The sequence below is a fragment of the Pseudomonas algeriensis genome (genome assembly GCF_048847255.1).
Taxonomy (GTDB): Bacteria; Pseudomonadota; Gammaproteobacteria; order Pseudomonadales; family Pseudomonadaceae; genus Aquipseudomonas.
This window is the reverse complement of sequence record NZ_JBKKRK010000003.1, coordinates 437509-463241: the sequence shown is the minus strand read 5'-3', so window position 1 is coordinate 463241 and position 25733 is coordinate 437509. Positions and strand designations below refer to the sequence as shown.

General features: G+C 60.5%; 30 protein-coding genes. 15 read left to right on the top strand and 15 right to left on the bottom strand.

The window, feature by feature from the left end:
• Nucleotides 1–10: 10 nt before the first annotated feature.
• The 3 genes from ACLK1G_RS07350 to ACLK1G_RS07340 form a co-directional block, all read right to left on the bottom strand.
• Entirely contained in the window at nt 11–373 is a 363-nt protein-coding gene (locus ACLK1G_RS07350; protein ID WP_420764820.1) for an Mpo1-like protein, read from the bottom strand.
• A gap of 127 nt (nt 374–500) precedes the next feature.
• Entirely contained in the window at nt 501–1718 is a 1218-nt protein-coding gene (locus ACLK1G_RS07345; RefSeq protein ID WP_420764819.1) for a methyl-accepting chemotaxis protein, read from the bottom strand.
• A gap of 160 nt (nt 1719–1878) precedes the next feature.
• Complete coding sequence (locus ACLK1G_RS07340) at nt 1879–2688, bottom strand: TatD family hydrolase (protein ID WP_420764818.1); 810 nt, start codon at nt 2686–2688, stop codon at nt 1879–1881.
• A gap of 230 nt (nt 2689–2918) precedes the next feature.
• Here ACLK1G_RS07340 and ACLK1G_RS07335 point away from each other — a divergent pair, with 230 nt between their 5' ends.
• The 3 genes from ACLK1G_RS07335 (at nt 2919) to ACLK1G_RS07325 (ending at nt 5430) form a co-directional block, all read left to right on the top strand.
• Nucleotides 2919–4340 carry an MltF family protein gene (locus ACLK1G_RS07335; protein ID WP_420764817.1) on the top strand — a complete coding sequence of 474 codons (1422 nt, stop codon included), beginning with the start codon at nt 2919–2921 and terminating at the stop codon, nt 4338–4340.
• A gap of 97 nt (nt 4341–4437) precedes the next feature.
• A complete protein-coding gene (locus ACLK1G_RS07330) occupies nt 4438–4872 on the top strand; it encodes a DoxX family protein (RefSeq protein WP_420764816.1) in 435 nt (144 codons plus the stop codon).
• Nucleotides 4873–5121: 249 nt separating this feature from the next.
• A complete protein-coding gene (locus tag ACLK1G_RS07325) occupies nt 5122–5430 on the top strand; it encodes a class I SAM-dependent methyltransferase (protein ID WP_420764815.1) in 309 nt (102 codons plus the stop codon).
• Here ACLK1G_RS07325 and ACLK1G_RS07320 read toward each other — a convergent pair.
• The 4 genes from ACLK1G_RS07320 to ACLK1G_RS07305 all read right to left on the bottom strand — a co-directional run bounded on the left by ACLK1G_RS07320 (nt 5417) and on the right by ACLK1G_RS07305 (nt 10144).
• Nucleotides 5417–6280 (bottom strand): PI-PLC domain-containing protein, encoded by an 864-nt coding sequence (locus tag ACLK1G_RS07320; protein ID WP_420764814.1) that lies wholly within the window; start codon nt 6278–6280, stop codon nt 5417–5419. The genes ACLK1G_RS07325 and ACLK1G_RS07320 overlap by 14 nt on opposite strands.
• A 144-nt stretch (nt 6281–6424) precedes the next feature.
• A complete protein-coding gene (gene greB, locus ACLK1G_RS07315; protein WP_420764813.1) occupies nt 6425–6922 on the bottom strand; it encodes a transcription elongation factor GreB in 498 nt (165 codons plus the stop codon).
• 34 nt (nt 6923–6956) lie between these two features.
• Nucleotides 6957–9461, bottom strand: a complete 2505-nt coding sequence (locus ACLK1G_RS07310; protein ID WP_420764812.1) for an ABC transporter permease — start codon at nt 9459–9461, stop codon at nt 6957–6959.
• Nucleotides 9461–10144 carry an ABC transporter ATP-binding protein gene (locus ACLK1G_RS07305; RefSeq protein WP_039588896.1) on the bottom strand — a complete coding sequence of 228 codons (684 nt, stop codon included), beginning with the start codon at nt 10142–10144 and terminating at the stop codon, nt 9461–9463. The genes ACLK1G_RS07310 and ACLK1G_RS07305 overlap by 1 nt, the downstream gene beginning before the upstream one ends.
• 10 nt (nt 10145–10154) lie before the next feature.
• Between ACLK1G_RS07305 and ACLK1G_RS07300 the strand changes: the two genes are divergently transcribed.
• The 3 genes from ACLK1G_RS07300 (at nt 10155) to ACLK1G_RS07290 (ending at nt 12325) form a co-directional block, all read left to right on the top strand.
• Entirely contained in the window at nt 10155–10760 is a 606-nt protein-coding gene (locus tag ACLK1G_RS07300) for an arylesterase (RefSeq protein ID WP_420764811.1), read from the top strand.
• A gap of 56 nt (nt 10761–10816) precedes the next feature.
• Nucleotides 10817–11110 (top strand): hypothetical protein, encoded by a 294-nt coding sequence (locus tag ACLK1G_RS07295; RefSeq protein ID WP_041020059.1) that lies wholly within the window; start codon nt 10817–10819, stop codon nt 11108–11110.
• Nucleotides 11111–11353: 243 nt separating this feature from the next.
• Complete coding sequence (locus ACLK1G_RS07290; protein WP_420764810.1) at nt 11354–12325, top strand: L,D-transpeptidase family protein; 972 nt, start codon at nt 11354–11356, stop codon at nt 12323–12325.
• A gap of 137 nt (nt 12326–12462) precedes the next feature.
• Here ACLK1G_RS07290 and oprI read toward each other — a convergent pair whose 3' ends face one another.
• Nucleotides 12463–12714 carry an outer membrane lipoprotei OprI gene (gene oprI, locus ACLK1G_RS07285; protein WP_011335311.1) on the bottom strand — a complete coding sequence of 84 codons (252 nt, stop codon included), beginning with the start codon at nt 12712–12714 and terminating at the stop codon, nt 12463–12465.
• A gap of 635 nt (nt 12715–13349) precedes the next feature.
• Between oprI and ACLK1G_RS07280 the strand changes: the two genes are divergently transcribed.
• Nucleotides 13350–13631: a GNAT family N-acetyltransferase gene (locus ACLK1G_RS07280; RefSeq protein ID WP_420764809.1), complete on the top strand. Its 282-nt coding sequence runs from the start codon at nt 13350–13352 to the stop codon at nt 13629–13631.
• 83 nt (nt 13632–13714) lie between these two features.
• On the opposite strand, the gene ACLK1G_RS07275 is transcribed toward ACLK1G_RS07280, so the two are convergent.
• Nucleotides 13715–14791: a 3-deoxy-7-phosphoheptulonate synthase gene (locus ACLK1G_RS07275; RefSeq protein WP_420764808.1), complete on the bottom strand. Its 1077-nt coding sequence runs from the start codon at nt 14789–14791 to the stop codon at nt 13715–13717.
• Between the two features lie 214 nt (nt 14792–15005).
• Between ACLK1G_RS07275 and ACLK1G_RS07270 the strand changes: the two genes are divergently transcribed.
• The 4 genes from ACLK1G_RS07270 (at nt 15006) to cysB (ending at nt 18577) form a co-directional block, all read left to right on the top strand.
• A complete protein-coding gene (locus ACLK1G_RS07270) occupies nt 15006–15971 on the top strand; it encodes a putative 2-dehydropantoate 2-reductase (RefSeq protein WP_420764807.1) in 966 nt (321 codons plus the stop codon).
• Between the two features lie 18 nt (nt 15972–15989).
• A complete protein-coding gene (locus ACLK1G_RS07265) occupies nt 15990–16895 on the top strand; it encodes a 5'-nucleotidase (protein ID WP_420764806.1) in 906 nt (301 codons plus the stop codon).
• A gap of 96 nt (nt 16896–16991) precedes the next feature.
• Nucleotides 16992–17492, top strand: a complete 501-nt coding sequence (locus tag ACLK1G_RS07260; RefSeq protein ID WP_420764805.1) for a universal stress protein — start codon at nt 16992–16994, stop codon at nt 17490–17492.
• A gap of 110 nt (nt 17493–17602) precedes the next feature.
• Entirely contained in the window at nt 17603–18577 is a 975-nt protein-coding gene (gene cysB / locus ACLK1G_RS07255) for an HTH-type transcriptional regulator CysB (protein WP_003183769.1), read from the top strand.
• Nucleotides 18578–18583: 6 nt separating this feature from the next.
• Here cysB and ACLK1G_RS07250 read toward each other — a convergent pair whose 3' ends face one another.
• Complete coding sequence (locus tag ACLK1G_RS07250; RefSeq protein WP_420764804.1) at nt 18584–19066, bottom strand: GreA/GreB family elongation factor; 483 nt, start codon at nt 19064–19066, stop codon at nt 18584–18586.
• Between the two features lie 2 nt (nt 19067–19068).
• Nucleotides 19069–19455 (bottom strand): cytochrome b/b6 domain-containing protein, encoded by a 387-nt coding sequence (locus tag ACLK1G_RS07245; protein WP_420764803.1) that lies wholly within the window; start codon nt 19453–19455, stop codon nt 19069–19071.
• Nucleotides 19456–19576: 121 nt separating this feature from the next.
• Between ACLK1G_RS07245 and earP the strand changes: the two genes are divergently transcribed.
• Nucleotides 19577–20710 (top strand): elongation factor P maturation arginine rhamnosyltransferase EarP, encoded by a 1134-nt coding sequence (gene earP, locus ACLK1G_RS07240; protein ID WP_420764802.1) that lies wholly within the window; start codon nt 19577–19579, stop codon nt 20708–20710.
• Nucleotides 20711–20758: 48 nt separating this feature from the next.
• Nucleotides 20759–21328 (top strand): elongation factor P, encoded by a 570-nt coding sequence (locus ACLK1G_RS07235; protein WP_007955690.1) that lies wholly within the window; start codon nt 20759–20761, stop codon nt 21326–21328.
• Between the two features lie 71 nt (nt 21329–21399).
• On the opposite strand, the gene ACLK1G_RS07230 is transcribed toward ACLK1G_RS07235, so the two are convergent.
• The 3 genes from ACLK1G_RS07230 to ACLK1G_RS07220 form a co-directional block, all read right to left on the bottom strand.
• On the bottom strand, nt 21400–22413 hold the full coding sequence (locus ACLK1G_RS07230) for an alpha/beta hydrolase (protein ID WP_420764801.1): 1014 nt from the start codon (nt 22411–22413) through the stop codon (nt 21400–21402).
• A 36-nt stretch (nt 22414–22449) separates the two neighbouring features.
• Complete coding sequence (locus ACLK1G_RS07225) at nt 22450–22869, bottom strand: organic hydroperoxide resistance protein (protein WP_420764800.1); 420 nt, start codon at nt 22867–22869, stop codon at nt 22450–22452.
• A 296-nt stretch (nt 22870–23165) separates the two neighbouring features.
• Nucleotides 23166–23627 (bottom strand): MarR family winged helix-turn-helix transcriptional regulator, encoded by a 462-nt coding sequence (locus tag ACLK1G_RS07220; RefSeq protein ID WP_420764799.1) that lies wholly within the window; start codon nt 23625–23627, stop codon nt 23166–23168.
• 147 nt (nt 23628–23774) lie between these two features.
• On the opposite strand from ACLK1G_RS07220, the gene ACLK1G_RS07215 reads away from it, so the two are divergent.
• Nucleotides 23775–24524: a sulfite exporter TauE/SafE family protein gene (locus ACLK1G_RS07215; RefSeq protein WP_420764798.1), complete on the top strand. Its 750-nt coding sequence runs from the start codon at nt 23775–23777 to the stop codon at nt 24522–24524.
• Here the strand turns inward: ACLK1G_RS07215 and ACLK1G_RS07210 are convergent.
• Nucleotides 24514–25368, bottom strand: coding sequence for a LysR substrate-binding domain-containing protein (locus ACLK1G_RS07210; protein WP_420764840.1), 855 nt, complete (start codon nt 25366–25368; stop codon nt 24514–24516). The genes ACLK1G_RS07215 and ACLK1G_RS07210 overlap by 11 nt on opposite strands.
• A 97-nt stretch (nt 25369–25465) precedes the next feature.
• Here ACLK1G_RS07210 and ACLK1G_RS07205 point away from each other — a divergent pair, with 97 nt between their 5' ends.
• Entirely contained in the window at nt 25466–25687 is a 222-nt protein-coding gene (locus tag ACLK1G_RS07205) for a DUF1127 domain-containing protein (RefSeq protein WP_420764797.1), read from the top strand.
• The last annotated feature ends 46 nt before the right edge of the window (nt 25688–25733 follow it).

The following is a 25733-nucleotide window of genomic DNA, read 5'->3' as shown; positions in this document are numbered from 1 at the left end:
TTTCGGCGATTCAGCGGCGGTGGCGCTCCCGCCAGGCGCGCCACCATCCACCGCTTAGAAAAAATCGTGGGAAGGTCAGGAATTGTTCCACCAGCAGGCGCGACATCGCGTCCTTGCGATCACTGAAAGGCTCCGGCGCTTGTGTCTCCAGGCTATGGCCATGGCGTTGCAGCCCGAGTGCGGCAAGCAAGCCGATCACACCGATGGCGACATCCCCCAGGCTCAGGCTGAACACACCGCAGACAATCAGCAAAAACGCGACGATGAACAACGGCACCGCGATCAGGTGCAGGACCAGGTTGGTCGGGTGGCGATGATTGTCAGGGTAGGCGCGCCATTGCCAGGCCGGAAGGTTGGGGTGACGTTTGCCCATGATGCTGTTCCTTGAGTCCGTTTAAACCGAATAAACGAAGGATAGGTCGGGCCGGGCGGGGCGGCGAATCGCGGTTGGCTATCGTGGCGATAGGTGGCGATAGCCATAAGCCTTCTGGGCGAGGGGTTCAAAGCTTCAACTGCCCAATCGCCTTGTTCAATTGCCCCGCCAGCGTCGCCAGTTCAGCACTGGTGGCGGCGGAGTCCACCGTCTGGCGCACGGTGTCTTCGGTTACGTCGCGAATACCCAGCACCGCTCTGTTCATCTCTTCGGCGACATGGCTTTGCTGCTCGGCCGCGACGGCGATCTGGGTATTGCTCTCGCGCATCTGCGCCACCGCCTCGGTGATCTGCGCCAACGCCTCGCCGGCTGCGCAAGCCTGCTGTACGCAGTCATCGGCCTTGTGCGAACTTTCCTGCATGAACTCCACCGCATCCCGGGTGACCGCCTGCAGCGCCGACACCATCGTGGTGATCTCGTCCGTAGAGGTTTGGACCCGCCTGGCGAGGTTGCGGACCTCATCGGCCACCACCGCAAAGCCTCGCCCCATGTCACCGGCCCGCGCCGCTTCGATGGCGGCGTTCAGGGCCAGTAGGTTGGTTTGCTCGGCGATGCTGTGGATGACACCGACCACGCCGTTGATTTTCTGGCTGTCTTCGGCCAGGCGCCGGATCATCTCAGCGGTCTGCTGCACGCCGGTGGACAGGCCGGTAATCGATTGCTGGACACGGCTGACCACCTCGCGGCCGTTGCCGGCGAGGGTGTCGGTGGTTTTCGACAGATCACGGGTGGCGCCAGCATGCTGGGCGATGTGATAAACCGTCGCGGACATCTCGTTGATCGCCGTGGCGGCCTGGTCGGTCTCGCTCTGCTGGCCGAGCATGCCGTGGCGCACCTCGTTCATGCTCGACGCCAGCCGAGCGGCCCCGTTGTCCAGCTGCCGCGCGGTGCTGGCGACGGTGTCGACCACCCGTTGGTAACCCGCCTGCATCGCGTTGAACGCGGCGGCCATCTGGCCCACCTCGTCGCGGCAGGCCAAGGGCACGTGGGCAGAAAGGTCACCGGTTTTTTCCACGTGCAGCATCACGTCTTTCAACGTGTCGAGCTGACTGAGCAGGAAGCGGATCAACAGTTGCGAGGCACCCAGCATTGCCAGCATCAACACCATCACCGCCACGGCGTATTGGCTGAAGCGTTCGGCAAAGACCAGACCCAGGCTCACCCCTCGGACCTGCTGTTCCAGGTGCATGGCATAGAGCACCAACAGCAAGGTTGTGGCGAACGCGACCGCATTGACCGCCCAGAATTTGTATTTAAGCGAGATATTGCTAAGCCAGGCACCCATGGTAGGTCTTCTCTGATAGCGGAAACAGTTTTGGCAAGGTGCCAGTATTCTGCTGCTATCCAGGGGGCGGGGTTTTGATGTGCGTCAACAGATGCTAAAGAGCCCTTGACCAAGAGCCCTGTGGGGAGCGAGCTTGCTCGCTCCCCCAGGGCCTTTCGGCTCATTCGGAAAGGTTCGGCAACCCAAAAAACGCCCGGGCGCAGGCGGTGGTGTGGGCTGCCAGGTCTTCCTGGGTTTCACCGCGGTGCAGGGCAACTTCGCGAAGGACGTCCGTCAGATACGCCGGCTCGTTGCGACCATTCTTGGGCTTGGGCCGCAGGGTGCGCGGCAGTAAATACGGGGCGTCGCTTTCGAGCATGAGCCGACCGCGTGGGATTTCCCGCATCAATGGATGCAGGTGGGTGCCCCGGCGCTCATCGCAGATCCACCCGGTGATTCCGATGTGCAGGTCCAGATCGAGGTAGCGGAACAGCGCTTTTTTCTCGCCCGTAAAACAATGCACCACCGCGGCGGGCAATCGGTCACGAAAGCCTTGTAGGATTTCCAGCAGACGCTGGTCGGCGTCGCGCTCGTGGAGAAACACCGGCAATTGCAACTCCACCGCAAGGGCCAGGTGTTCTTCCAGGACCTTTTCCTGCTGTGGGCGGGGCGAGAAGTCCCGGTTGAAATCCAATCCGCATTCCCCCACCGCGCGGACGCGGTCTTGCTTGAGCAGATCCTTCAGGTGTCGTGCGCTGTCGGTCGTCCAGTTGCTGGCGCTGTGGGGATGGATGCCGGCAGTGGAAAACAGCCGTTGCCCCTCTTCGTCGAGGTGCTGGCAGAGTTCAAGGGCCTGCTCGCTGCCTTCGATGCTGGTACCGGTCAAGACCAGTTGGCAGACGCCCGCTTCATAAGCGCGCTCGAGCACGGCCTGGTGTTTGTCGGCAAAACTGGGGTTGGTCAGGTTGACGCCGATATCGATGAGTTGCATGGTGCTACCTCGGCCCAAAGGCCGCAAAGCATATCAGAGCTGTAGATTTATAAAAAAAGCCAAGAACTACAACGAGTTGCGGCTGTCTGTTGAGGCCGCGAGACCGGTTGGGGTGGTGCGAATGCCATCGCTGTGCCAGTCTTTCGCACTTTTCAGCGCCCCAAGGTGCTCTGTTTTGCCAGTCGGTCCCGTTCCCTGGGATGGCTCGGCACTGTCCTTCCGGAGAGTGGATGGCACGTCCCCAGGTATTGCTTGTGCTGTGTTGTTCGCTGTTTTTGCCGATGCCGGCCGAAGCGCGGCTGCCCGGACCGCTGCAAGCCGTGGCGCCGGGAACCGTCCGGGACCTGGCGCAGATCCGGGACAGCCGGGTGCTGAAAGTCCTGGTCAATCAGAGCCGCAACAGTTCCGGCGAAGTCCAGGGACAGCCCATTGGCGTCGAATATCACCGGTTGCGGGCGTTCGAGCAATACCTCAACGGACATGCCCGGGACGGCCAGGAAATTACCCTCAAGATCATTCCCAAGGCCAAGGATCAACTGCTTGGCGCCTTGCAACGTGGCGAGGGCGACCTGGTCGCTCCCGGCGAACTGCTTGAGCCGCAACCGGGCCAGGCGGTCAGCGCCAGTGATCCGATCCGCAGCGACGTGCCGTGGCTGCTGGTGGGCATCAAGGGGGAGAAGCGATATACCCGCGTCGAACAATTGTCTGGCAAGACCCTTGCGCTGCCCACTGGCAGCGCGGCGGGGGATGCCGTCAGCCAGATCAATCAGAAGCTTGCGTTGCTCAAGTTGCCGGCGGTGAAAATCGAGTGGGTCGATCCCACCCTGGCGGTGGAGGATGTGCTGGAGATGGTCCAGGGCGGGATCTTCCACCTGACCATTGTCGAACAGCCGATTGCCGAACGTTGGGGCAAGATCTTGCCCAAGCTGCGCTTCGACCGCCAATTGCTCATCGGCGAGCCGAGCGATGAGTTCTGGTTCGTGCGTCGTGACGCCGCGATGCTGCGGGCGAGCATCGATCGATTCCTCGTCACCTACAAGGCACCGTCAAACGAAGACGCTGCGTTCCTGCGGATCTACCGTCGCTTGTACCAGGTTCATTATCCGTTGGCCCGGGCCAATCGCCAGCGCCTGGAGAAATTGCGGCCGGTGCTGCAAAAGCACGCCCAGGCTCAAGGCATGGACTGGCTCAACCTGGCGGCCCTGGCCTTCAAGGAGTCGGCCCTGCAACCCAACGCGCGCAGCGGCAGCGGCCCGACGGGCCTGATGCAGATCACTCCGTCCGCGGCCCAGCGGGTCGGGGTCAATGACATCCGCAACCTCGATGGCAATGTGCAGGCTGGCGCCAAGTACCTGGCCATGATCCGCCGCAAGTTTTTCGCCAGCCCCAAACTCAACGAGCGAGAGCGCATGGCGTTCGTCCTGGCGGCCTACAACATGGGACCCGAGCGGGTGCAAGGGATGCGCGCCGAGGCCCGGCGACGGGGATTGAACCCGAACCAGTGGTTTTTCCAGGTGGAGCGAATCGCCATGGAGCAGGTGGGGATGGGCGCAGTCAGCTACGTTAATAGTGTGAACAAATACTATCTGGCGTTTGACCGGGAGCGAGAGTCGCTGGAGTCCCAGGAACGAAAGGTGGTCCTGCGAAAATAATCAAATAACCTGATCGTTATGGCGGAGTTTTTGCGCTAGTTAGATAAGGTTATTCGATTAATATGGCGTCCAACCACACATCACCAAGGAATGATCCATGAGCACTCTCATCAACAAAGTACTGTTCTCCCGTGCTGGCTACGGCCTGACTGTCCTGCGCATCGTCGTCGGTATCATCTTCACTGCCCACGGTGGGCAAAAGCTGTTCGGTCTGTTTGGCGGTTATGGTTTGGCGGGGACGGCGCAGTGGATGGAAAGCATTGGCCTTGCTCCCGGTTACTTGATGGCGACGTTAGCGGGCGGTACCGAGTTCTTTGCCGGCCTGGCGCTGATCATTGGCCTTCTGGCGCGCCCTGCGGCGCTGGGTCTGACGATTCTGTCGCTGGTGGCGATTTTCTCGGTGCATATCGGCAATGGCCTGTTCATGGCCAACAATGGCTACGAGTTTGGCCTGGCCCTGCTGGCGGGTAGCATCGCCGTGCTGATTGAAGGTGCTGGCAAGCTTTCCGCCGACAACGCCATCGCCCGCTGACCCCTTGCTTGAGTCGTCGAGGCCCGTCCAGTACGGGCCTTTTTTGTGCTCGTCGATTCTTGACACTGGCCGGTCAGCTTCTCTAGGATGCCGCTCATGCGCCGATTTAAACAGCTACTTGCGGGGCGCCAGGTGACTTCCGGTCACCGATAGAAGCCAGGACAACAGGGCTTCGAAATACCGCTAAAGCGCTGGTTCGGTGTTGCCTCTCACCTGCCATGCAGACTTTTGAGGCAGAGACACGACACAATGAACGCATCCAGCCCCCTCGTACGTCTTGCGCCAATCACGGCGAACCTTCTCCAACGCAATCCGAAAATTCTCCTGGGCGGTACCCACCAGCCAACGCTGCTGCGTTATCTGGACGGCTGGCCGCGACGCAACCATGGGCCTGCTGCCTTCCTGATCCAATTTGTCGAAGACGGCGAGTCCCTGGCGCGTTTTGCCAATGACAGCTTCGACCTCGCAGTGATCCAGTCCCCCACCCGGGCGGACGCTGCCGAAACGATCCGGCAGCTGACCCGTGTGGCCAGGCAGGGACTGATCACCCGCCGTTAAGGTCCCCTTTGGCCAGGCCCCGGAACTGGTTGGCGTGCATGCAGTTGAGCACAATGCTGCTTCGCGTCGACCAGTCGGTGTTGATGATGTGAAAGCGTTGGATATAGCTATTGATGTCTTGGGACGCGAACCATTCGTCAACTTTGTCGCTGAAATCATCCGGGACGAAGAAGCCTGTATATTTCGCGCATTGGATGGAGCGAAGCGCATAAGGCCTTTTAGGCTGGGAACTGGCATCGTCCATGAATTTTTTCAACGTTGAAGTGCTTACATAGTTATCGCCGGCCCATTGGTGCTCGACCCCGGGCCAATAACCATCCCCGCCACGCCTGTTATAGGAAATGACGATATTCTTTCCTGGCATGCGTTGCCATAGTTCCTGAAGCGTCATATAGCTCTGAGCGTAGTGGATCAGTCGATGTCCGATCGTCTGGTCAATCAGGTCGTGAAGTTCGTTATGTGCCGCATCGGTAAAATTCTTGAACTGATGAAAGTTCAAAATGATGATTTCCTTCCCTCGGGCTGGGTTCGCATAAAACCCGTTGAGCACGTCAAGGACATCACCGGCCACGGTACGGCCCGACGAGGTCAGGTGATAAAGCTGGAAGCGACGCGGGTGCCCGACAGGCTGGTCGGCGAACAGCTCAACGCGCAGGTCGAGTACGCGAAACCCACGGTTGATCTGATCGCGGATTGGAACGTCTTGGGTGATTTCAAACGCAAACTGCATCTTCGGCGCTTCTCTGTCAGAGCCTGAATCATGGGTGCCGGGGAGAATTAGTTCATCAATGCGAAGTTTATCAATTTGCGGTGTGTGGCTCATCCATCGGTCACTGAAGTTCGGGTCCATGTTATTCATCCTTGAATATGTAAAGGTAATAAAAAAGTGCGCTCTCGGCGCACTTTCAATTTCCCGGATGAACCTGTTGATGTCAAATAACAAGTTGCTTGTCGTTGTGCCGCGATATGTCCGCGGATTAATTTTCTTTGTTTTTTACAGGTATTCGATGTGGGTTATATATATAAGTTGCTCGCCGGCAGGCGTTTGGACTCGGGCTTCGGCATCCAGAGCCTTGCCGATCAATGCCCGGGCCAGCGGCGAGTCGATGCTGATCAGGTTCTGTTTCAAATCCAGCTCATCGGGCCCGACGATGCGATAGCGGGACTCGTTGCCTTCTTCATCTTCCACGGTGACCCAGGCGCCGAAATAAACCTTGTTTGGGTCGCTGGGCTTTTCACTGACGACCTTGAGCGCTTCGAGGCGCTTGGTGAGGAAGCGCACGCGACTGTCGATTTCCCGCAGCATCTTCTTGCCGTAAGTGTATTCGGCGTTTTCCGAACGATCGCCCTGGGCCGCCGCCTCGCTGACCGATTGGGTCACCTGGGGACGGCGCACGTGCCAGAGTTCGTGGAGTTCAGCGCGCATCCGCGCCTCACCTTCGGGGGTGATCAGCGCAGTGCCGGCGGTGCGGGGAGGGCGATAGCGACTCATGGCAACTTCTTGTGATAGCGAAGCCGGAAGTCTATCAACCCTCGCGCAACACTGTCAGCGGGCTGGCGTTGAGCGCTCGGCGGGTACCAAATACGCCCGCTGCACCGATCAGCAAAGCCCCCACCAATGGCAGCACCAGCAACCATGGATGCGGATGCCATGGCAGGTCGAATGCGTACCGGTAAAGCACCAGGCTCACCAACTCCGAGCCCAGGGCGGCCAGCAAGCCGCTGACCGCGCCCAGCAAACCGAACTCGATGCGCCGGGCCTTGGTCAGCAGCGGCCGCTCGGCACCGAGGGCGCGTAGCAACGCGCCTTGGCGAATCCTTTCATCGAGCGTGGCTTGCAAGCCTGAGAACAGCACGGCCATCCCCGCCGCGAGCACGAACAGCAGCACATATTCCACGGCCAGCGTCACCTGGGCGAGGATGCTGCGCAGTTGTTCGAGCAGGGCTTCCACCTGCAGGATCGTCACGGCGGGGAACGCCCGTGACAGGTCGACAATCTGCTGGTCGTGACCGGCTGCCAGATAGAAGCTGGTGAGGTAGGTGGCCGGAAGATCCTTCAAGGTGCCGGGCTGGAAAATCATGAAGAAGTTTGGCTGGAAATTGTCCCAATTGATTTCCCGCAGGCTGGTGACCTTCGCCTCCCGGTTGAGACCCCCGACATTGAACACCAGGCGGTCGCCCAGCTTGATCTTGAGGTTTTCGGCCACCTTGCCTTCCACCGACACTCCTGGAATATCGTCCGGTGGCTGTTGAGGCCACCAGTTTCCGGCGGTCACCACATTGCCCGCAGGCAGATCCGCGGCCCAGGTCAGGCTCAGGTCGCGCTGCAGCGCGCGGTCGCCCGCCGAGTCTTTGGTCACGAATTCCTTGGCCGGCTCGCCGTTGATGCTGATGAGCCGCCCCGGTACCACGGGATACAGCGGGGCCGACTGCGCGGACAGTTCCATCAGCTTGTCGGCGAACGCCTGTTTGTCGTTGGGCAGGATGTTCAGGGCGAAATAGTTCGGAGCGTTCTTGGGCAGCTGGTTTTGCCAGGTATCCAGCAACTCGCCGCGCAGCAACGCAATCAATGCCATGGACAACAGGATCAGGCCGAATGCCAGGGCCTGGCCCGCCGCGGCCAGCGGGTGGCGCAGCAACTGGCCGAGCCCCAGGCGCCAGGGCAGCGAGGCGCGGGCCAGCATCCGACGCAGGCTCTGCAATGCCAGCAGCAGCAGGCCACCAAGGACCAGCGCGGCAATCACGCCGCCACCGAGCAGGGCAAACGTGAGCACCAGGTCCAGGCTCAGGCGCCACATGATCAGCCCAAGGGCACCCAATGCGGCGCCGTAGACGACCCAGGTACTGGAGGGGATCGGCAGCATGTCCCGGCGCAGTACGCGCAGCGGCGGGACCCGGCCCAGTGCGGCCAACGGCGGCAAGGCGAACCCCGCCAGCGCCACCAGCCCGGTGCCGATCCCGGCGATCGCCGGCAACAGGCCGCCTGGCGGCACCGTGGTCGGCAACAGGTCATGCAGCAAGGCGAACAGGCCCAGTTGGGCGATCCAGCCAAGGAGGGCGCCGCTGATACTGGCCAGCAGGCCCAGCACCGTCAATTGCAGGCTGAACAGCACCATGGCTTCCCGGCGCGACAGGCCGAGACAACGCAACAGCGCGCTGGCGTCGAAGCGCCGGGTGGCGAAGCGGTTGGCGGAGAGGGCGACGGCCACGCCGGACAGCAGCACCGCCACCAGGCTGGCCATGTTCAGGTAGCGCTCGGCCTTGCCCAGGGCGCCTCCGATCTGCCGGTTGCCATCGCGGGCATCCTGCAGACGCTGGTTGGGTTCCAGGCCTGGCTTGACCAGGTCGCGGTAGGTTTGCAGCGCCGGGGCCGGGCCTCGCCACAGGTCGCGATAGCTGACGCGGCTGCCCGGTTGCACCACGCCCGTGGCGTCCAGATCCTTGAGATTGATCATGACTCGCGGTGTAAGGCTGTAGAAGTTGCCGGCGCGATCCGGTTCGTAGGTCAGCACCCGGCTCAGGCGAAGGGTCTTGTTGCCGACATCGATGCTGTCACCGATCTTCAGGTCCAGGGCGGTCAGCAGCCGCGCCTCCACCCAGGCCTCACCCGGGGCTGGACGTCCGCCCGTTTCCTCCTGTGCAAGGGGCGCGGGGGCGCTTTTCAGTTCGCCGCGCAAGGGGTAGATGTCATCGGCTGCCTTGACGCTGGACAGCTGGATACCGTTGTCGGTGGCAACGACACTGGAAAACTCCACCACGCGGGCATGTTCCAGGCCCAGTTCGGTGCCGCTGCGAATCTGTTCCGGGCGGGCGGGGGAGCTGCCTTCGAGCAGCAGGTCGGCGCCGAGGAACTCGGTGGCGCGCATCATCATCGCGCCGTTGAGCCGGGCGCCGAAGTAGCCGATGGCGGTGCTTGCCGCCACGGCCACCAGCAAGGCGAAGAACAGCACGCGCAGCTCGCCGGCGCGGGCGTCGCGCAGCAACTGGCGAATGGCAAGACTGAACAGGCGCAGCAGGGGCAAGCGTGCCATCAAGGCTCCAGGGGCGCGACCATCTGGCCGGCTTCAAGTCGGATCAGGCGCCGGCAGCGATGGGCCAGGCGTTCGTCGTGGGTGACCAGCACCAGGGTCGTACCGCGTTCCTTGTTCAGCTCGAACAGCAGATCGCTGATGCGTTCGCCAGTGTGGCTGTCGAGGTTGCCGGTAGGCTCGTCGGCAAACAGAACGTCGGGTTCGGCGGCAAAGGCGCGGGCGATCGCAACGCGCTGTTGTTCGCCGCCGGAGAGCTGGCGTGGCGAGTGAGTCAACCGCTGGCCGAGCCCGACCCGTTGCAGCAGTTGCGTGGCGCGCTCCCGGGCGTCCTTGCGGCCGTCCAGTTCCAGCGGCAGCATGACGTTCTCCAGCGCGTTGAGGCTGTCGAGCAGCTGGAAAGACTGGAAGACGAAGCCGACATGTTCGGCGCGAACCCGCGCCCGCTGATCCTCGTCCAATGCGCTGAGGGCTTGGCCGGCGAGGGTCACTTCGCCCTTGCTGGGCAGGTCGAGCCCGGCCAGCAGGCCGAGCAGCGTCGACTTGCCGGAACCGGACGCGCCGACGATGGCCAGGCTGTCGCCCTTGTTCAGTTCCAGGCTGAGTTCGTGCAGGATGGTCAGTTCACCTTCCGCGCTGGGAACCACTTTGCTAAGGTCCGTCGCGGTGAGAATGCTTGAGCCCATGGAGAATCCGATGCGTGTGTGGTTTTTGAGTGCCGGCCTGGCCTTGATGTGCATGGTCCAGAACGCAGCGGCGGGTACAGTCCTGATCGTTGGCGATAGTATCAGCGCGGCTTTCGGCCTGGATACCCGGCAAGGCTGGGTGTCGTTGCTTGAACAACGGCTCAAGGCCGAGGGTTTCAACGACAAAGTGGTCAATGCCTCGATCAGTGGCGACACCAGTGCAGGTGGCCTGGCGCGCCTGCCGACGCTGCTTGCGGCCCATAAGCCGGAGGTGGTGGTTCTGGAGTTGGGAGGCAACGATGGGCTGCGCGGACAGCCGCCAACACAATTGCAACAAAACCTTGCAGCGATGATCGAGAGCTCTCGCGCCAGCGGTGCGAAGGTGATCTTGCTGGGCATGCAGTTGCCGCCCAACTATGGGCGGCGCTACACCGAGGCTTTCGCGAAGGTCTACACCACCTTGGCCGAGGAGAAGAAGGTGCCGCTGGTGCCGTTTTTTCTCAAGGATGTGGGAGGTGTCCCAGGGATGATGCAAGGCGACGGGTTGCACCCGTCCGTCGCGGCTCAGGGCAAGTTGCTGGAAAATGTCTGGCCGACGCTGAAACCGCTGCTTTGACGCTTTTCTACAGGCGGTGTTTCGGCTAATGTGGCGCCCCCGATTTGGAGCCCCCGATGCCGCGTCCCGCCTGGTCCCTGTTTGCCTACCAACTGATCGAGCCTGACGAGCAGCTGGATCTGTTCGCCTGCCAGGAAGTACGGGTGCACCTGGTGACCCGGCAGTTGGAACTGGGCGGATCGGCCGACCGGACCCTGTGCGGCAGCCTGTTGCCGGCCCAGCCACGTTGGTCCGGGGTCGATCGCAGGATTTTCCAGGATCACCGCCTGTGTTCCTTGTGCCGGGCGATCCTGGAGTCGCAGAAACGCGGCACCTCGCCAATCTGGCCGGAGTTGCGGTTCGAGTTGTGATCCTTCTGGCCCAGAGTATCGCTTTTGTGGGAGCGAGCTTGCTCGCGATAGGGCCGGCACAGTCCCATACAGTGCAGGCAGGCCCACCGCCAATCGCGAGCAAGCTCGCTCCCACAGGGTTTCAGTTGATCCCCCGGCATGCTGCGCATCGGACACTCTGGCCTCGCTCTCCCCGAAATAACGGGGGGCAGTGTACAATCGCCGTTTCGATACCCCTTGTTCGATCTGCGAAGGATTTCCCGGATGTTGCCGCGCTTGCCTGCCGTCGCCCGCTGCCTGTCTCTTGCCGCCCTGTGTATGGCTGGTCCCGTTGCTGCGTTGGAGTTGCCCCTGCCCCCACCGGGCGAAGACATCGTCGGCCAGGTGCAGGTCATCAAGGCCAAATACGAAGATACCTTCGCTGACCTGGGCACCACCTATGACTTGGGCTATACCGAGATGGTGGCGGCCAACCCCGGGGTCGATCCGTGGTTGCCGGGGGCTGGCACCGAGATTGTCCTGCCGACCCGTTTCATTCTTCCTCCGGGCCCGCGCGAAGGCATCGTGATCAATCTCGCCGAATATCGCCTCTACTATTTCCCCAAGGGCCGGAACGTGGTCTATACGTTCCCGCTGGGGATTGGCCGCGAAGGTTGGGGTTCGCCCATTGCGCACACCAGCATCATCGCCAAGACGCCTAACCCGACCTGGACGCCTCCGGCCTCGATCAAGGCCGAACACGCCGCTGATGGCGACCCGCTGCCGAATGTCGTGCCGGCCGGTCCTGACAATCCATTGGGCCCTTTCAAATTCACCCTGGGTACGCCGGGCTACCTGATCCATGGATCGAACAAGAAGTTTGGCATTGGCATGCGTACCAGCCACGGCTGTTTCCGTATGTTCAACAACAACGTCCTGGAGATGGCCGGCATGGTGCCGGTGGGCACTTCGGTACGAATCATCAACGATCCGTACAAGTTGGGCCTCAGTGGCGGCAAGGTTTACCTGGAAGCCCATACGCCCCTGGATGACAAGGGCAACCCGTCCGTGGTGGACAAGCACACCGCGGTCATCAATGCGATGCTCAAGCGTGAGGACATCACCAGCAACTTGCGCATGAACTGGGACGTGGTGCGTGACGTGGTAGCTGCCGAAGATGGCCTGCCGGTGGAAATCGCAGTGCCAAGTGCATCGGCCCCGATGGTCTCGAGCGCACCGGTCGACATGCCCCAGTAACTGTCCTGAAGCAACTGTCCTGAAGCAAACCGCCGACTTCTTGCGACCTCGGCGGTTTTTTTTGCCATGCAAAAACTCAGGGCAATAAAAAAGCCGACCCAGTAACAGGTCGGCTCGATAACAATCCCGAAGGACTATTACTTGCGGCTAGCTTTTTCCAGCATGCGCAGAGCACGCTCGTTAGCTTCGTCAGCAGTCTGTTGTGCTTTTTGAGCAGCAGCCAGAGCTTCATCAGCTTTACGGTAGGCTTCGTCTGCACGAGCTTGGGCGCGAGCTGCTGCGTCTTCGGTAGCAGTCAGACGGGCTTCGGTTTCTTTCGATGCGCTGCTGCAACCGGTAGCCAGAACTGCGGCCAGGGCCAGAGCAGAGAATTTCAGAACGTTGTTCATCGTGTTCCCCTTCAAGGACTTTCTATTTAATGACTGTCTCCCCAGAGTGAGGAGTTAGCCGGCGTACATACTACTCATTACTTGTAGTAAGTAAACTGACGTAGCGCAAGAAGCAAAAAAATTGTAGGCGGTGATTCTTTTTCAAGCAACTTTTCTGAGTGCTGTTTAAAAAACGCACAGCCCAACCTCCGGAATGGAGCGCGGCGGTGAAGAAAAGTTCCGCTGGGCAGACCAACTCATTGCAGAGCGCTAAAGTCGCTGTTTATTGATTCTCCTAGACTTTTGCTCATTTTTTGCGCAACCGCCGGCACATCTTTTATTGGTAACGGCGGTGACTTTAACAATCGGCGCTCGTCTCAAGACTCAACAACTGGCGATGTTCAGCTATTGCGCCTTGATCGACTACAGGGTGAGCGTGACGCTCAATCGATAAACCCACCGGGGTTTATCCCTTCAGTGACAGGCGTGCCTTGAGCATTTGCGTCATTGGTGCCTACTATTCACGACGTGCTCGGGTTTGAGCGATTGATTTTTTGCGCTCGGTGACCAAGCAGGCACGGGGTGGCGTAGATGTTCCTTCGCCGGAAAAACATCGGTAAGGTAGGGGTCGGCATTCAGACCCGCGAGGAGTAGTGATGAGCGAGGCGGTTACCATCCACCATGACCAGGCTGGTCATCAGTTCGAGACCATTGTGGACGGTCATCGTGCCTATCTGACCTACATGGACCTGGGCAAGCAGACCCTGGATATCTATCGCACGTTCGTGCCCAACGCGTTGCGTGGCAGGGGAATCGCGGCGAAGCTGACTGAAGCGGCCCTGCAGTACGCCGAGGAAATGGGCTACACGGTGATCCCGTCCTGCTCCTATGTGGAGCGATACATGGAGCGTCACCAGCGGCACGCGGCGAAGCTCTGACACCCAACGGTTCCCCAAAAAAACGCCGGGCTGAAAAGCCCGGCGTTTTTTTATGCTGGTGTTTTATCTGTCGAAGCGATCGATCAGCTGCGCTGACGCTTTGGCAGCACGTCCTTGAGCTTGGCGTGCATGCTGCGCAAGGTCTTCTCGGTGGTGCCCCAGTCGATGCAGGCGTCGGTGATGGAGACGCCGTACTGCAAATCGGCGAGGTCTTTCGGGATCGCCTGGCAGCCCCAGTTCAAATGACTTTCCACCATCAGGCCGATGATTGATTGGTTGCCTTCCAGGATCTGGTTGGCAACGTTTTCCATCACCAGCGGCTGCAGCGCCGGGTCCTTGTTGGAGTTGGCGTGGCTGCAATCGACCATGATGTTCGGCTTGACCTTGGCCTTGTCCAGCGCCTGCTCACACAGGGCGACACTGACCGAATCATAGTTCGGCTTGCCGTTGCCGCCGCGCAATACCACGTGGCCGTAGGCGTTGCCCTTGGTGGTGACGATCGAGACGCCACCTTCCTGGTTGATGCCCAGGAAACGGTGCGGGCTGGAAACCGACTGCAAGGCGTTGATCGCTACAGTCAGGCCGCCGTCGGTGCCGTTCTTGAAGCCGACCGCCGAGGACAGGCCGGAGGCCATTTCCCGGTGGGTCTGGGATTCGGTGGTGCGTGCGCCGATGGCCGACCAGCTGATCAGGTCCTGCAAATATTGCGGAGAGATCGGGTCCAGGGCTTCGGTGGCGGTGGGCAGGCCCATTTCGGCCAGGTCCAGCAGCAATTGGCGACCGATATGCAGGCCGTCCTGGATCTTGAAGGAGTCGTCCAGGTACGGGTCGTTGATCAGGCCCTTCCAGCCAACGGTCGTCCGAGGCTTCTCGAAATACACCCGCATTACCAGGTACAAGGTGTCGGAAACTTCCGCGGCGAGTACCTTCAGGCGCTCGGCGTATTCGTGGGCAGCCTTGATGTCGTGGATCGAGCAAGGCCCGATGACCACGAACAGGCGATGGTCGGTGCCGTCGAGAATGTTGCGGATGACTTCCCGGCCCTTGGTCACGGTGCGCAGGGCAGCGTCGCTCAGGGGGATATCGCGCTTGAGTTGGTCAGGCGTGATGAGGGTCTCGTTGGAGGCGACGTTTAGGTCATTGATCGGTAAATCAGCCATCGTGTTACTCGTCAGGTCACGGGTGCCGGCCGCCAGCGATCCCCGCGCGGCGGTGCACAGCGAAGTTAAGCGCGTCGGGGAGCCGAACCTTAGCGCGTTCGGAGGTGGCTCGACAATGGGCAGGGGCCGCTTTAATTACGGCGGGCAGGGTCCTCGCCACGAAGCGTGGGTCCTGTGTAATGATGCGCGGGGATTGTCAGAGAGGGGGAGTTGCATGACGCAGGCAGGCGCTAGACCCGGGAGCGGCAGGATCGGCATGATCGGCACCGGGGCGATCGGTGGGTTTTACGGTGTGATGCTGGCCCGGGCCGGTCACGACGTTCACTTCTTGTTGCGCAGCGAATTTGCCGCTGTCGCCGAGGGCGGCCTGCGGATCGACAGCGATGTCCATGGCGCGCTGAGCCTCGATCCGGTCCAGGCGTACCGGTCGGCGGAGCAGATGCCGCCTTGCGAGTGGCTGCTGGTGGGCGCCAAGACCACCAGCAATGCGGACCTGGCGCCGGCGATCATCCAGGCGGCGGCCGATGGGGCGAAAATCCTGTTGCTGCAGAACGGCCTCGATGTCGAAGACGATCTGCGGCCGTTGTTGCCCGATTCGCTGCACCTGTTGGGTGGCCTGTGCCTGATCTGCGTGAATCGTGTCGGCCCGGGCGTCATCGCTCACCAGGCGCTCGGTGCGGTCAACATCGGCTATCACAGTGGTCCCTGCCAGGACCAGGCTGCGCGCATGGCGATCGTCGAAGAGGCGGCGAGTCTGTTCCGTGGCGCCGGCATCGACTCCCAGGCGATGCCCGACCTGCAACAGGCTCGTTGGCAGAAGCTGGTGTGGAACGTACCGTATAACGGTCTGTCGGTGCTGCTGGGCGCCAGCACCTCGCCGTTGATGGCGAATGATCACAGTCGCGGGCTGATCCAGGCGCTCATGGGCGAGGTGGTACGCGGTGCGCAGGCCTGCGGCCATCAAATCGCGCCTGAGTATGCGGATTATCTGTTCACGATGACCGAAAAAATGCCCGACTACTGGCCGAGCATGTATCACGATTACGCCCATAAACGGCCGCTGGAGCTGGAGGCAATCTACGCCCGGCCATTGGCGGCGGCCAGGGCGGCAGGCTGCGAGCTGCCGAAGATCGAAGCGTTGCATCAGGCGCTGGCGTTCCTGGATCGCCGCAACCGTTGACAGGCGAAAGGGGGCAACATGGCAAATAACATCGATGACAAGCTGGTGCTGGCGATTTCATCGCGGGCCTTGTTCGATTTGCGCGAAAGCCACAAGGTCTATCTGTCGAGTGGCGTCGAGGCCTATCGGCAATACCAGATCGAGCATGAAGACGAGGTCCTGGAGCCGGGGGACGCCTTCGCCCTGGTGCAGAAACTGCTCAACCTCAACGAGCACCTTGGGCGCGCCCGTGTCGAAGTCATCCTGGTGTCGCGAAACAGCGCCGATACCGGCCTGCGGGTATTCAACTCGATCCACCATTATGGCTTGGCGATTTCCCGCGCCGCATTCGTTGGGGGCCGCAGTCCATACCCTTATCTGAAGGCCTTCGGCTGCGACCTGTTTTTGTCCACCCATGCCGAAGACGTGCGCAGCGCCCTGGACGCGGGATTTGCGGCCGCGACAATTCTGTCGGGGGGCGCCAGCCGTGCCGCCAGCGAGGAATTGCGCATTGCTTTCGACGGTGATGCGGTGCTGTTTTCCGACGAGTCGGAACGCGTCTATCAGAGCGGTGGCCTGGAAGCCTTCCAGGCCAGTGAACGCCAGGCCGCGCGCGAGCCGCTGCGAGGGGGGCCATTCAAGGGCTTCCTGGCGGCGCTCAATGCGCTGCAACGCGAGTTTCCCGAGGATGCTTGCCCGATCCGCACGGCATTGGTGACGGCCCGTTCGGCGCCGGCCCACGAACGGGTCATTCGCACGTTGCGCGAATGGGATATCCGCCTCGACGAGTCGCTGTTCCTGGGCGGCTTGACCAAGTCGGCCTTTCTCGAGGCTTTTGCCGCCGACGTGTTTTTCGACGACCAGACCGGACATTGCGAGCTTGCCCGGGAAGTGGTCGCCACCGGGCACGTGCCCCATGGCATCAGTAACGAAGTGAAGCTCTGACCACCCGTTGCAGGGAGCGTCACGCCGCACGTCGCACTCGTCGGGGCGCTGCTAAGCTGAATCAATCTCCGCCATTCAGGCATTCGAGGAGGTCACATGATTCGTTCGATGCTGTACGCCACAGACCTGGGCCTTTATGCCCCTTATGTGATGCAGCATGCCTTGGCGTTGGCACGGACGTTTGAAGCCGAGTTGTATGTAGTGCATGCGGTGGAACCGATGGGGCTGTTCGCCGAGTCGGTGTTGCAAAGCTACCTCGACGAGCACGCGCTGAACGAATTCCATCGCCAGGGTCTGAATACGGTGATGGCCAATATCGAGCAGCGGGTACTCGACAATTTTCGCGAGGAACTGGGGGAGGGGCAGCAGGACTTGAAGCTGATCAAGTCGGTGAGGGTATTCCAGGGTGATCCTTCCCAGGTCATTCTCGAGCAGGCCGCGAAACTCTCCGTCGATTTGTTGATCGTAGGCAGTCATTGCCAGGGGGCGAATGGCGAGACCCCTTTGGGGAGGACCGCCGCACGGGTATTGCAGTTATCCCGGGTGCCGGTCTACCTGGTGCCGCTGGTGCAGCGCCGGCGCCACGGGGAGACCTAAGGCTAAATGATGGCTTTTTATAAAAAGTTCTAGATTTATTAATACAACCATTCATATAGTTATATGCCGTCGCTGATGCCCGTCGCATCCAACTGCTTTGAGGGATACATATGAAGCTTCAACAATTGCGCTACATCTGGGAAGTGGCGCACCACGACCTCAACGTTTCCGCTACCGCCCAAAGCCTCTACACGTCGCAACCTGGCATCAGCAAGCAGATCCGCCTGTTGGAAGACGAACTGGGCGTCGAAGTCTTCGCCCGCAGCGGCAAGCACCTGACCCGTGTCACCCCGGCCGGTGAGCGCATCATCACCACGGCTGGCGAGATCCTGCGCAAGGTCGAAAGCATCAAGCAGATCGCCCAGGAATTTTCCAACGAGAAGAAAGGCACCCTGTCCATCGCGACCACGCACACCCAGGCCCGTTATGCCCTGCCGCCGGTGATCAGCAATTTCATCAAGCAGTATCCGGACGTGGCGCTGCACATGCACCAGGGTTCGCCGATGCAGATCGCCGAAATGGCCGCCGACGGCACCGTGGACTTCGCCATCGCCACCGAAGCCCTGGAGTTGTTCGGCGACCTGGTGATGATGCCGTGCTATCGCTGGAACCGCTGCGTGGTGGTGCCCCAGGGCCATCCGTTGACCAAGCTGCCGAAGCTGACCCTCGAGGCCTTGGCCGAATACCCGATCGTGACCTACGTGTTCGGCTTCACCGGCCGTTCGAAACTCGACGAAGCCTTCAGCCATCGTGGCCTGACGCCTAAGGTGGTGTTCACCGCCGCCGACGCCGACGTGATCAAGACTTATGTACGCCTCGGCCTGGGTGTGGGGATCGTGGCGAAGATGGCCGTCGATACCAAGCTCGACAATGACCTGGTGGTGTTGGATGCCAGCGAGCTGTTCGAATCCAGCGTGACCAAGATCGGCTTCCGTCGTGGCACCTTCCTGCGTGGCTTCATGTGCGATTTCATCGAGAAATTCGCGCCGCACCTCACTCGGGAGGTGATGGCCAAGGCCATCCAGTGCCACAACAAGCAGGAACTCGAAGAGCTGTTCGACGGCGTCGAATTGCCGGTGCACTAAGCTGGACTAAATCGCCTCGGTGACAGCGAATTGTTGCCGGGCGCCCGCCACGACGATCTCCACTTCATCCCCTTCGAATTTGCCCAGCAGGCCTCGGCCCAGCGGCGAGCGAGGGGTGATGACGGTGATCGGCTGACCCACCAGCGACACCTTCAGCCCCGCCGCATCCGGCCCCAGGAACAGCCACTGTTGGCGGCCATCTTCATCTTCCAGTCCAATCAAGGTGCCGACCTGGATGCCGCGTTGCCCATCGTAAGGCCTTAGCGCCAGGTTCTGGCAGAGGGCGAGGGCCTGGCGGATTTCCTCTACGCGCCTGGCTTGCCCCGCGGCAAGGTAGGACGCTTCGAGACCAAGGGTGTCGTACTTGTTTTCGGCGATGTTTTCCTCGTGGGTCGCGGTTTCATAAGCGGTTTGCGCGGCGCGCTCGGCGACGTCGAGGTCAACCTTGAGCTTGTCGAGGATCAATTGGTGAACGGTCTGCTTGTTCATGATCACTCGCAAAATTGCAGGACATTGGCGCGGCTTTTCTCGCTGGGCGCGTTCTGGTCCTGTTGCAGCCAGAACTGGCATTTGGGGTTGGACAGGTTGCGAGGATTGTTGCGCACCTGTTCCAACGCCTGTCGCTGCTCGTTCTTCTGCAGATTCTGCTGGTACTGCTCGAACATCGGCGTGGGCGGCTCGGGCGCCGGTTGCACCGCTGGCGGTTGCGCCAGTTGATGGACCGCGGCGGCCACCGGGGCCAGTTGTTCATCGAACAGGAACCTGGACAGCAACCAGCCCGTCAGAACGATGGCGACAAACCCCAGCCACAGGCCCAGGGCAATACTGACGGTCAATCGCAGGGCTGTGAGGCGCGGGGCGGGGGGATGATCAGGCATGACTGCTTCCTGGCAGGGGCATGGATAGGCGCTGATTGTCGCATGAAGATTAATCGCCGTCGGCCCTTCTGCAATACGGGTTCAATGCGGGACAATCAGGCTTTGCCACAGGGAGTCGGGAATGACCGTGCGCTGGGATATTTTTTGCACCGTCGTGGATAACTTTGGCGACATCGGCGTCACGTGGCGCCTGGCCCGGCAATTGGTGGCCGAGCATCGATGCGCGGTGCGGCTTTGGGTCGATGACCTGCGTGCTTTCGAGCGGCTGTGCCCCGAGATCGACGTCGGCCTTTGTGAACAATGGCAGCAGGGTGTACAGGTCCGACACTGGCCCACGCAATGGTGCGACACCGACGCGGCGGACGTTGTGATAGCAGCCTTCGCCTGCCAATTGCCCAGTGCCTATATGGACGCAATGGCCGAACGCGAGGTGACGCCGTTATGGATGAACCTCGACTACTTGAGCGCCGAAGACTGGGTCATCGGTTGCCATGGCCTGCCGTCGGTCAAGTACAAGCATGTACAGAAATATTTCTTTTTTCCTGGTTTCCAAGAGGGAACGGGGGGCTTGCTGCGTGAGGCCGGCCTGCTGGAGCATCGTTGGCTGTTTCAACAGGATGACGTGGCGCAGCGAAATTTCCTGCATGGATTGGGCGTTGTGCGGGAACCCGGAGCGCGCCTGATCTCGCTGTTCGCCTATGAGAACGCCGGACTGGCGAGCTGGTTCGAGGCGATGGCGACCGATGCGCGCGCATCCCATGTATTGGTTCCCGAAGGTCGGGTCCTGGGCGATGTGGCGCGCTGGCTGGGCGTGGATGGCTTGGAGTCCGGCGCGCTGCATCGCCGCGGCGCCCTGACGGTGCAGGTGCTGCCCTTTATTAGGCAGGATGATTACGACCGGCTCCTGTGGTGCTGCGATTTCAACGCGGTGCGTGGCGAAGACTCGTTCGTACGCGCGCAATGGGCCGGGCGGCCGTTGCTCTGGCACATCTACCAGCAGGAAGAAGACGTCCATCTGGAAAAACTCGAAGCGTTTCTCGCGTTGTACACCCAAGGTCTTTCGGCTTCGGCGGAAAAAGCGATCAGCGGTCTTTGGCGGGCCTGGAATGCCGGCCAGGACATGGCCGAGCACTGGAAAGCCACTGGCGAAGCGCGGCGTGAACTGGCCGAACACGCCCAGGCATGGTGCCTGGAACAGGCCTCGCGAGCCGATCTCGCCACGGCGCTGGTGAAGTTTTACCGAAATTGGATATGATACGCGGCCTAGATTTTTGTAAATCCCATCCAAATTCGGATATTCGCAATGAAAACTGGTAAAGAACTCAAACCCGGTACCGTGATTCGTATCGACAACGATCCTTGGCTGGTTCAGAAAGCTGAATTCACCAAGTCGGGTCGTAACAGCGCGATCATGAAGACCAAGCTGAAAAATCTGCTGACCGGCTACAAGACCGAAACCGTCTACGGTGCGGACGACAAGCTGGACGACGTGATCCTGGACCGTAAAGAAGCGACCCTGTCCTTCATCAGCGGCGACTCCTACACGTTCATGGACACCACTGACTACACCATGTACGAACTGAACGCCGAAGACATCGAAAGCGTTCTGCCATTCGTTGAAGAAGGCATGACCGACGTCTGCGAAGCCGTATTCTTCGAAGGCCGCCTGGTTTCCGTAGAACTGCCGACCACCATCGTGCGTCAGGTTGACTACACCGAAGGCTCCGCTCGCGGTGATACTTCCGGCAAGGTGATGAAGCCTGCCAAACTGAAGAACGGTACCGAGCTGTCGGTTGCTGACTTCATCGAAATCGGCGACATGATCGAGATCGATACCCGCGAAGGCGGTTCCTACAAAGGCCGCGCTAAATAAGCGAAGTCTCTTGTACGAAAAAGCCCGACCATTGAGTCGGGCTTTTTCATTCTTGCTCCCGGGGGGGCCTGTTACTTCAGGTGTTCCTTGAGTTCTTGGGACGCTTGCAACATCGCCGAGCGCACCGCTGGCACCTGGCTCACGACGTTGAGCAAGCCATAGTCGTGGATCATGCCGTTGTAACGGACAGCCGTGACTGGCACGCCGGCCGCGTCCAGTTTGCGGGCGTAGGCTTCGCCTTCGTCGCGCAGTACGTCAGCCTCGGCAGTCTGCACCAGCGCGGGCGGCAGGCCCTTGAGCTGCGCGGTGGTTGCCCGCAATGGCGACGCGTAGATCTCGTTGCGCTGCCCGGCATCGGTGGTGTAGTTGTCCCAGAACCACTTCATCATGTTCTTGCTGAGGAAATGCCCTTCGGCGAACTGGTTGTAGGACGCCGTCTCGAAATTGGCATCGGTCACCGGCCATAGCAGCGCTTGGAAGCGGATCGCCGGGGTGCCCTTGTCCTTGGCCATCAGCGCCACGACCGCAGCCATGTTACCGCCAACGCTGTTGCCCGCTACCGCCAGGCGCTTGCCATCGACATTGATTTCCTTACCGTGCTCGGCCACCCACTTGGTTGCGGCATAAGCCTGGTTGATCGCCACCGGGTAACGCGCTTCGGGTGAAGGCGTGTAGTTGACAAACACCGCGACGGCGCCCGAACCCGCCACCAGGTCGCGAACCAGGCGTTCATGGGTTGGGAAGTCCCCCAGCACCCAGCCTCCGCCGTGGAAGAACATGAACACGGGCAGCTCACCCTTGATACCGGCCGGACGAACGATGGTCAGGCTGATCGATTGTCCATCGACCTTGATGGTTTTCTCGCTGACATCGGCCTTGGGCAGCGTCAACTTCACACCGGCCTGGGCGCCGACCAGTACTGCGCGGGCGTCTTTGGGCGACAACTGCTCCAGCGGCTTGCCGGTACCGGCGTTCAGCGCGTCGAGGAAAGCCTGGGTGTTGTGTTCGACGATACCGTCGGCGAAAGCGTTGCTAACGCTCAGGGCGAGAAGGGCGCCGGTCAGGGTTTTGCTGAAAGTGTTCATGTGCAGCTCCTTAAATTCAGGTTCGAGGGGCGAAGATCAAACGATCACGTGCAGGCGCACATCAACGTTGCCGCGGGTGGCGTTGGAGTAAGGGCACACCTGGTGCGCGGCATCGACGAGGCTCTGGGCGTCGGCCTGGTCGAGGCCCGGCAGGCTGATGTGCAGGTCGATGTCGAGACCGAAACCACCAGGAATCTGGCCGATGCCGACATGGGCAGAGATAGAGGCGTCGTCTGGGATCTTGCGTTTGGTCTGGCTGGCGACGAATTTCAACGCGCCGATGAAGCAGGCCGAGTAACCGGCGGCGAACAGTTGTTCAGGGTTGGTCGCCGCACCGCCTGCGCCGCCGAGTTCTTTTGGCGTGGCGAGTTTGACGTCGAGAATGTTGTCGCTGGAGATAGCACGACCGTCACGGCCGCCGGTGGAAGTTGCGATTGCGGTGTAGAGCGTTTTCATGGTGGGTGCCTCGTTTTCAGGTTGGTTGTTTGCGCTAAATGTTTGCGCGCTAAATAGGTGTGGAGAGAATGTATAGCGCTAATAGTTTGCGCGCAAGATAAATTTTTGCCGAGAATATGAATTGGCAAGCCGGAAATGGCTGGAGGGGCTGTTCTAGAGCGGTTCGATGGGGTTGAAAATTTTTCGATGTGGGGGTTTTGACGGGAAGGGCGGAAGGTCAAGGGGAGGGGTATTGGATTCGCCGGCGCCTTCGCGAGCAGGCTTGGTCCCACATAGAGCCGGCGGTGTTCCTGAAGTTAGAGGCTGTCTTGCAAGTGCCCACGCAACTGCTGGAGATCATGCTGCAGTTTCTTCAGTTGCTCCAACGTCTGGCCGCTGGCGGCGAGGATGCATTGGGGGATGTCGAGGGCCTTTTTCTGCAAGGCGCGGCCTTGCTCGGTGAGCTCGACGATCACCACGCGCTCGTCCTCACGGCTGCGGGTGCGGCTCAATAGGCCCTCGGCCTCCAGGCGCTTGAGCAATGGTGTCAGGGAGCCCGGCTCAGTGAGCAGGCGGGTGCTGATTTCACCGACGGTCAAACCGTCTTTTTCCCACAGCACCATCATCGCCAGATACTGCGGATAGGTCAGGCCCAGGGCTTGGAGCAGTGGCTTGTACACCTTGGTCATCAACAGCGATGTCGAGTGCAGGGCGAAACAGACCTGGTTGTCCAGCAAAAGGGCTTCGCAAGGGTCGGGGGTGTCGCGTTGGGTGCTCATGGCAAAACCTTTCGTCAAAGATGATTACGAATCTAGCGGACGAATCTTTAATGCACCAGATAATTCTGACGACTTGATCAGGTGTTGCGTTTCCTCGGTCTCGGCAACTGCGTAGGATAGGCGCCCTGATTAAGGGGAGAGTGGTCTGTGATCGAGGTCGTGCTGTATTTGCTGTTGGGCGCCGCGTTGGGCACCTTGGGAGGATTGTTCGGCATCGGTGGCGGGCTGATTGCGATACCGGTGCTGGGCGTATGGTTCGGCCTGGACCAGCAGATTGCCCAGGGCACGGCATTGGTGATGGTGGTGCCTAACGTCATGCTGGCGCTGTGGCGTTATCACCAGCGCAATCGCATCGAGTTGCGTCATGTCCTGCCGTTGGCGTCCATGGGATTCTGCTTCGCCTGGCTCGGCTCTATCTGGGCCGTGGGCATTGACGCCGAAAGCATGCGCATCGGCTTCGTGGTGTTCTTGGTTGTTTTGGCTGCATATAACCTCATCCGAATGTTCACCACCACGCTGCCCGCTTCGGCGCAGATGCGCCACGGTTGGCCATGGCTCGGTGTGTTGGGTGCGGCTTCAGGGACGATGGGTGGCCTGTTTGGTGTGGGTGGGGCCGTTGTCGCAACGCCGTTCCTCACCAGTGTGTTCGGCACGACTCAGGTAGTTGCCCAGGGCCTGTCGCTGTCGTTGGCCTTGCCCAGTACCGGCGTGACCCTTGTCACTTATGCGTTTCATCATGAAGTGGACTGGTGGATCGGCGTGCCGCTGGCAGTCGGTGGGCTGATGAGCATCAGCTGGGGCGTGAAGGTCGCCCACGCCTTGCCGGAGCGACTGTTGCGTGGGCTGTTCTGCGGTTTCCTGGTGCTGTGCGCCGTACTGCTCATCTTTAAAGTTTGAAGCCTTCCACGATGTGTTCGGCCAGGCATTCGGTGATCGGCGACGGATTGTGCAGGTTGCGGATCAGCATGATGCTGGCCTCGGGCAGCTCCGGCAGGTTCTCGGCCTCGCCGAGGACGCGCATGTCAGGGGTCAGCAGGCTTTCCAGTTGCGCAGTGATTGCCAGGCCCGCGCCTACCACCGCCATGATCGCCGACAAGCTCGAGCTGTTATAGGCCACGCGGTAATCGCGTCCCATGGCGTCCAGCGCATTGCAGGCCCACTGCCGGCAGAAGCAATCGCTGTTGAACATTGCCAGCGGCAGGGGCGTTTGCTCATGGGTGTTGAAGCACGCCGCTTCGGCCCAGACAAAACGTTCCTTGCGCAGCAACTGGCCTATTTCATCCCCAGGCTTGCGGGTGACGATGGACAGGTCCAGGTCCTGGCGCAGCAGCAATTGCTTGGATGATTCGCAATGCACCTCGATTTCGATCAGCGGATAGAACTGGGCGAAGCGCTGCAGGATGCCTGGCAGAAAGCGCATCACATAATCGTCCGGTGTGCCGATGCGGACCGTGCCGACCATATGGGGTTCGCGCAGTGTATTGAACACTTCGCTGTGCAACTTGAGGATGCGCCGGGCATAACCCAGCAACACCTGGCCCTCGGCGGTGAGCTTGACTTGTCGCCCGTCGCGCTCGAACAGCCGACGCTGCAACACATCTTCCTCCAGCCGCTTCATCTGCATGCTGACCGCGGATTGCGTACGGTTGACCAATTCCCCGGCACGGGTAAAACCACCCTGATCGGCGATGGCGACAAAGGTCCGCAGCACTTCCGTATCGATGCTCGGGTAACTCGACAATGGATCAATCTCCGAGATGTATTGCATAAGAAACATTCGTTGGATTGATCTTAGCCTTGGCGCGAGACTTCAGCTACCCCCAACGGAGGACATGACGATGAAAGGTCAGAAAGGGTATGTATCGATAGACAAGCACTCATTCCACCGGTTTTCCCTCAGCGATCTGCTGCACAAGTTTAGCCGCTGGTATGAATTGCACCATGAACGTGAATTGCTTGCCGGCCTGAGCGACGAGGCGCTCAAGGACATCGGCGTCAGCCGTGCCGACGTGGAAAAAGAAGTGGTCCGGCCATTCTGGGATGACCCAATGCACAAATGAGCCATCCTTCCCTACACAAACCGTTTAGTGGTGAGGTAGGTTGCGA

Coding starts and splice junctions, on each gene's coding strand:
- oprI (WP_011335311.1), bottom strand. CDS start 12,714: ATGAACAACGTTCTGAAATTCTCTGCTCTGGCCCTGGCCGCAGTTCTG.
- ACLK1G_RS07340 (WP_420764818.1), bottom strand. CDS start 2,688: ATGCAACTCATCGATATCGGCGTCAACCTGACCAACCCCAGTTTTGCC.
- ACLK1G_RS07250 (WP_420764804.1), bottom strand. CDS start 19,066: ATGAACAAGCAGACCGTTCACCAATTGATCCTCGACAAGCTCAAGGTT.
- ACLK1G_RS07325 (WP_420764815.1), top strand. CDS start 5,122: ATGAACGCATCCAGCCCCCTCGTACGTCTTGCGCCAATCACGGCGAAC.
- ACLK1G_RS07335 (WP_420764817.1), top strand. CDS start 2,919: ATGGCACGTCCCCAGGTATTGCTTGTGCTGTGTTGTTCGCTGTTTTTG.
- ACLK1G_RS07320 (WP_420764814.1), bottom strand. CDS start 6,280: ATGGACCCGAACTTCAGTGACCGATGGATGAGCCACACACCGCAAATT.
- ACLK1G_RS07220 (WP_420764799.1), bottom strand. CDS start 23,627: ATGAGCACCCAACGCGACACCCCCGACCCTTGCGAAGCCCTTTTGCTG.
- ACLK1G_RS07265 (WP_420764806.1), top strand. CDS start 15,990: ATGGCAAATAACATCGATGACAAGCTGGTGCTGGCGATTTCATCGCGG.
- ACLK1G_RS07280 (WP_420764809.1), top strand. CDS start 13,350: ATGAGCGAGGCGGTTACCATCCACCATGACCAGGCTGGTCATCAGTTC.
- greB (WP_420764813.1), bottom strand. CDS start 6,922: ATGAGTCGCTATCGCCCTCCCCGCACCGCCGGCACTGCGCTGATCACC.
- earP (WP_420764802.1), top strand. CDS start 19,577: ATGACCGTGCGCTGGGATATTTTTTGCACCGTCGTGGATAACTTTGGC.
- ACLK1G_RS07260 (WP_420764805.1), top strand. CDS start 16,992: ATGATTCGTTCGATGCTGTACGCCACAGACCTGGGCCTTTATGCCCCT.
- ACLK1G_RS07245 (WP_420764803.1), bottom strand. CDS start 19,455: ATGCCTGATCATCCCCCCGCCCCGCGCCTCACAGCCCTGCGATTGACC.
- ACLK1G_RS07270 (WP_420764807.1), top strand. CDS start 15,006: ATGACGCAGGCAGGCGCTAGACCCGGGAGCGGCAGGATCGGCATGATC.
- ACLK1G_RS07310 (WP_420764812.1), bottom strand. CDS start 9,461: ATGGCACGCTTGCCCCTGCTGCGCCTGTTCAGTCTTGCCATTCGCCAG.
- ACLK1G_RS07300 (WP_420764811.1), top strand. CDS start 10,155: ATGCGTGTGTGGTTTTTGAGTGCCGGCCTGGCCTTGATGTGCATGGTC.
- ACLK1G_RS07275 (WP_420764808.1), bottom strand. CDS start 14,791: ATGGCTGATTTACCGATCAATGACCTAAACGTCGCCTCCAACGAGACC.
- cysB (WP_003183769.1), top strand. CDS start 17,603: ATGAAGCTTCAACAATTGCGCTACATCTGGGAAGTGGCGCACCACGAC.
- ACLK1G_RS07350 (WP_420764820.1), bottom strand. CDS start 373: ATGGGCAAACGTCACCCCAACCTTCCGGCCTGGCAATGGCGCGCCTAC.
- ACLK1G_RS07235 (WP_007955690.1), top strand. CDS start 20,759: ATGAAAACTGGTAAAGAACTCAAACCCGGTACCGTGATTCGTATCGAC.
- ACLK1G_RS07330 (WP_420764816.1), top strand. CDS start 4,438: ATGAGCACTCTCATCAACAAAGTACTGTTCTCCCGTGCTGGCTACGGC.
- ACLK1G_RS07290 (WP_420764810.1), top strand. CDS start 11,354: ATGTTGCCGCGCTTGCCTGCCGTCGCCCGCTGCCTGTCTCTTGCCGCC.
- ACLK1G_RS07205 (WP_420764797.1), top strand. CDS start 25,466: ATGAAAGGTCAGAAAGGGTATGTATCGATAGACAAGCACTCATTCCAC.
- ACLK1G_RS07305 (WP_039588896.1), bottom strand. CDS start 10,144: ATGGGCTCAAGCATTCTCACCGCGACGGACCTTAGCAAAGTGGTTCCC.
- ACLK1G_RS07225 (WP_420764800.1), bottom strand. CDS start 22,869: ATGAAAACGCTCTACACCGCAATCGCAACTTCCACCGGCGGCCGTGAC.
- ACLK1G_RS07345 (WP_420764819.1), bottom strand. CDS start 1,718: ATGGGTGCCTGGCTTAGCAATATCTCGCTTAAATACAAATTCTGGGCG.
- ACLK1G_RS07295 (WP_041020059.1), top strand. CDS start 10,817: ATGCCGCGTCCCGCCTGGTCCCTGTTTGCCTACCAACTGATCGAGCCT.
- ACLK1G_RS07230 (WP_420764801.1), bottom strand. CDS start 22,413: ATGAACACTTTCAGCAAAACCCTGACCGGCGCCCTTCTCGCCCTGAGC.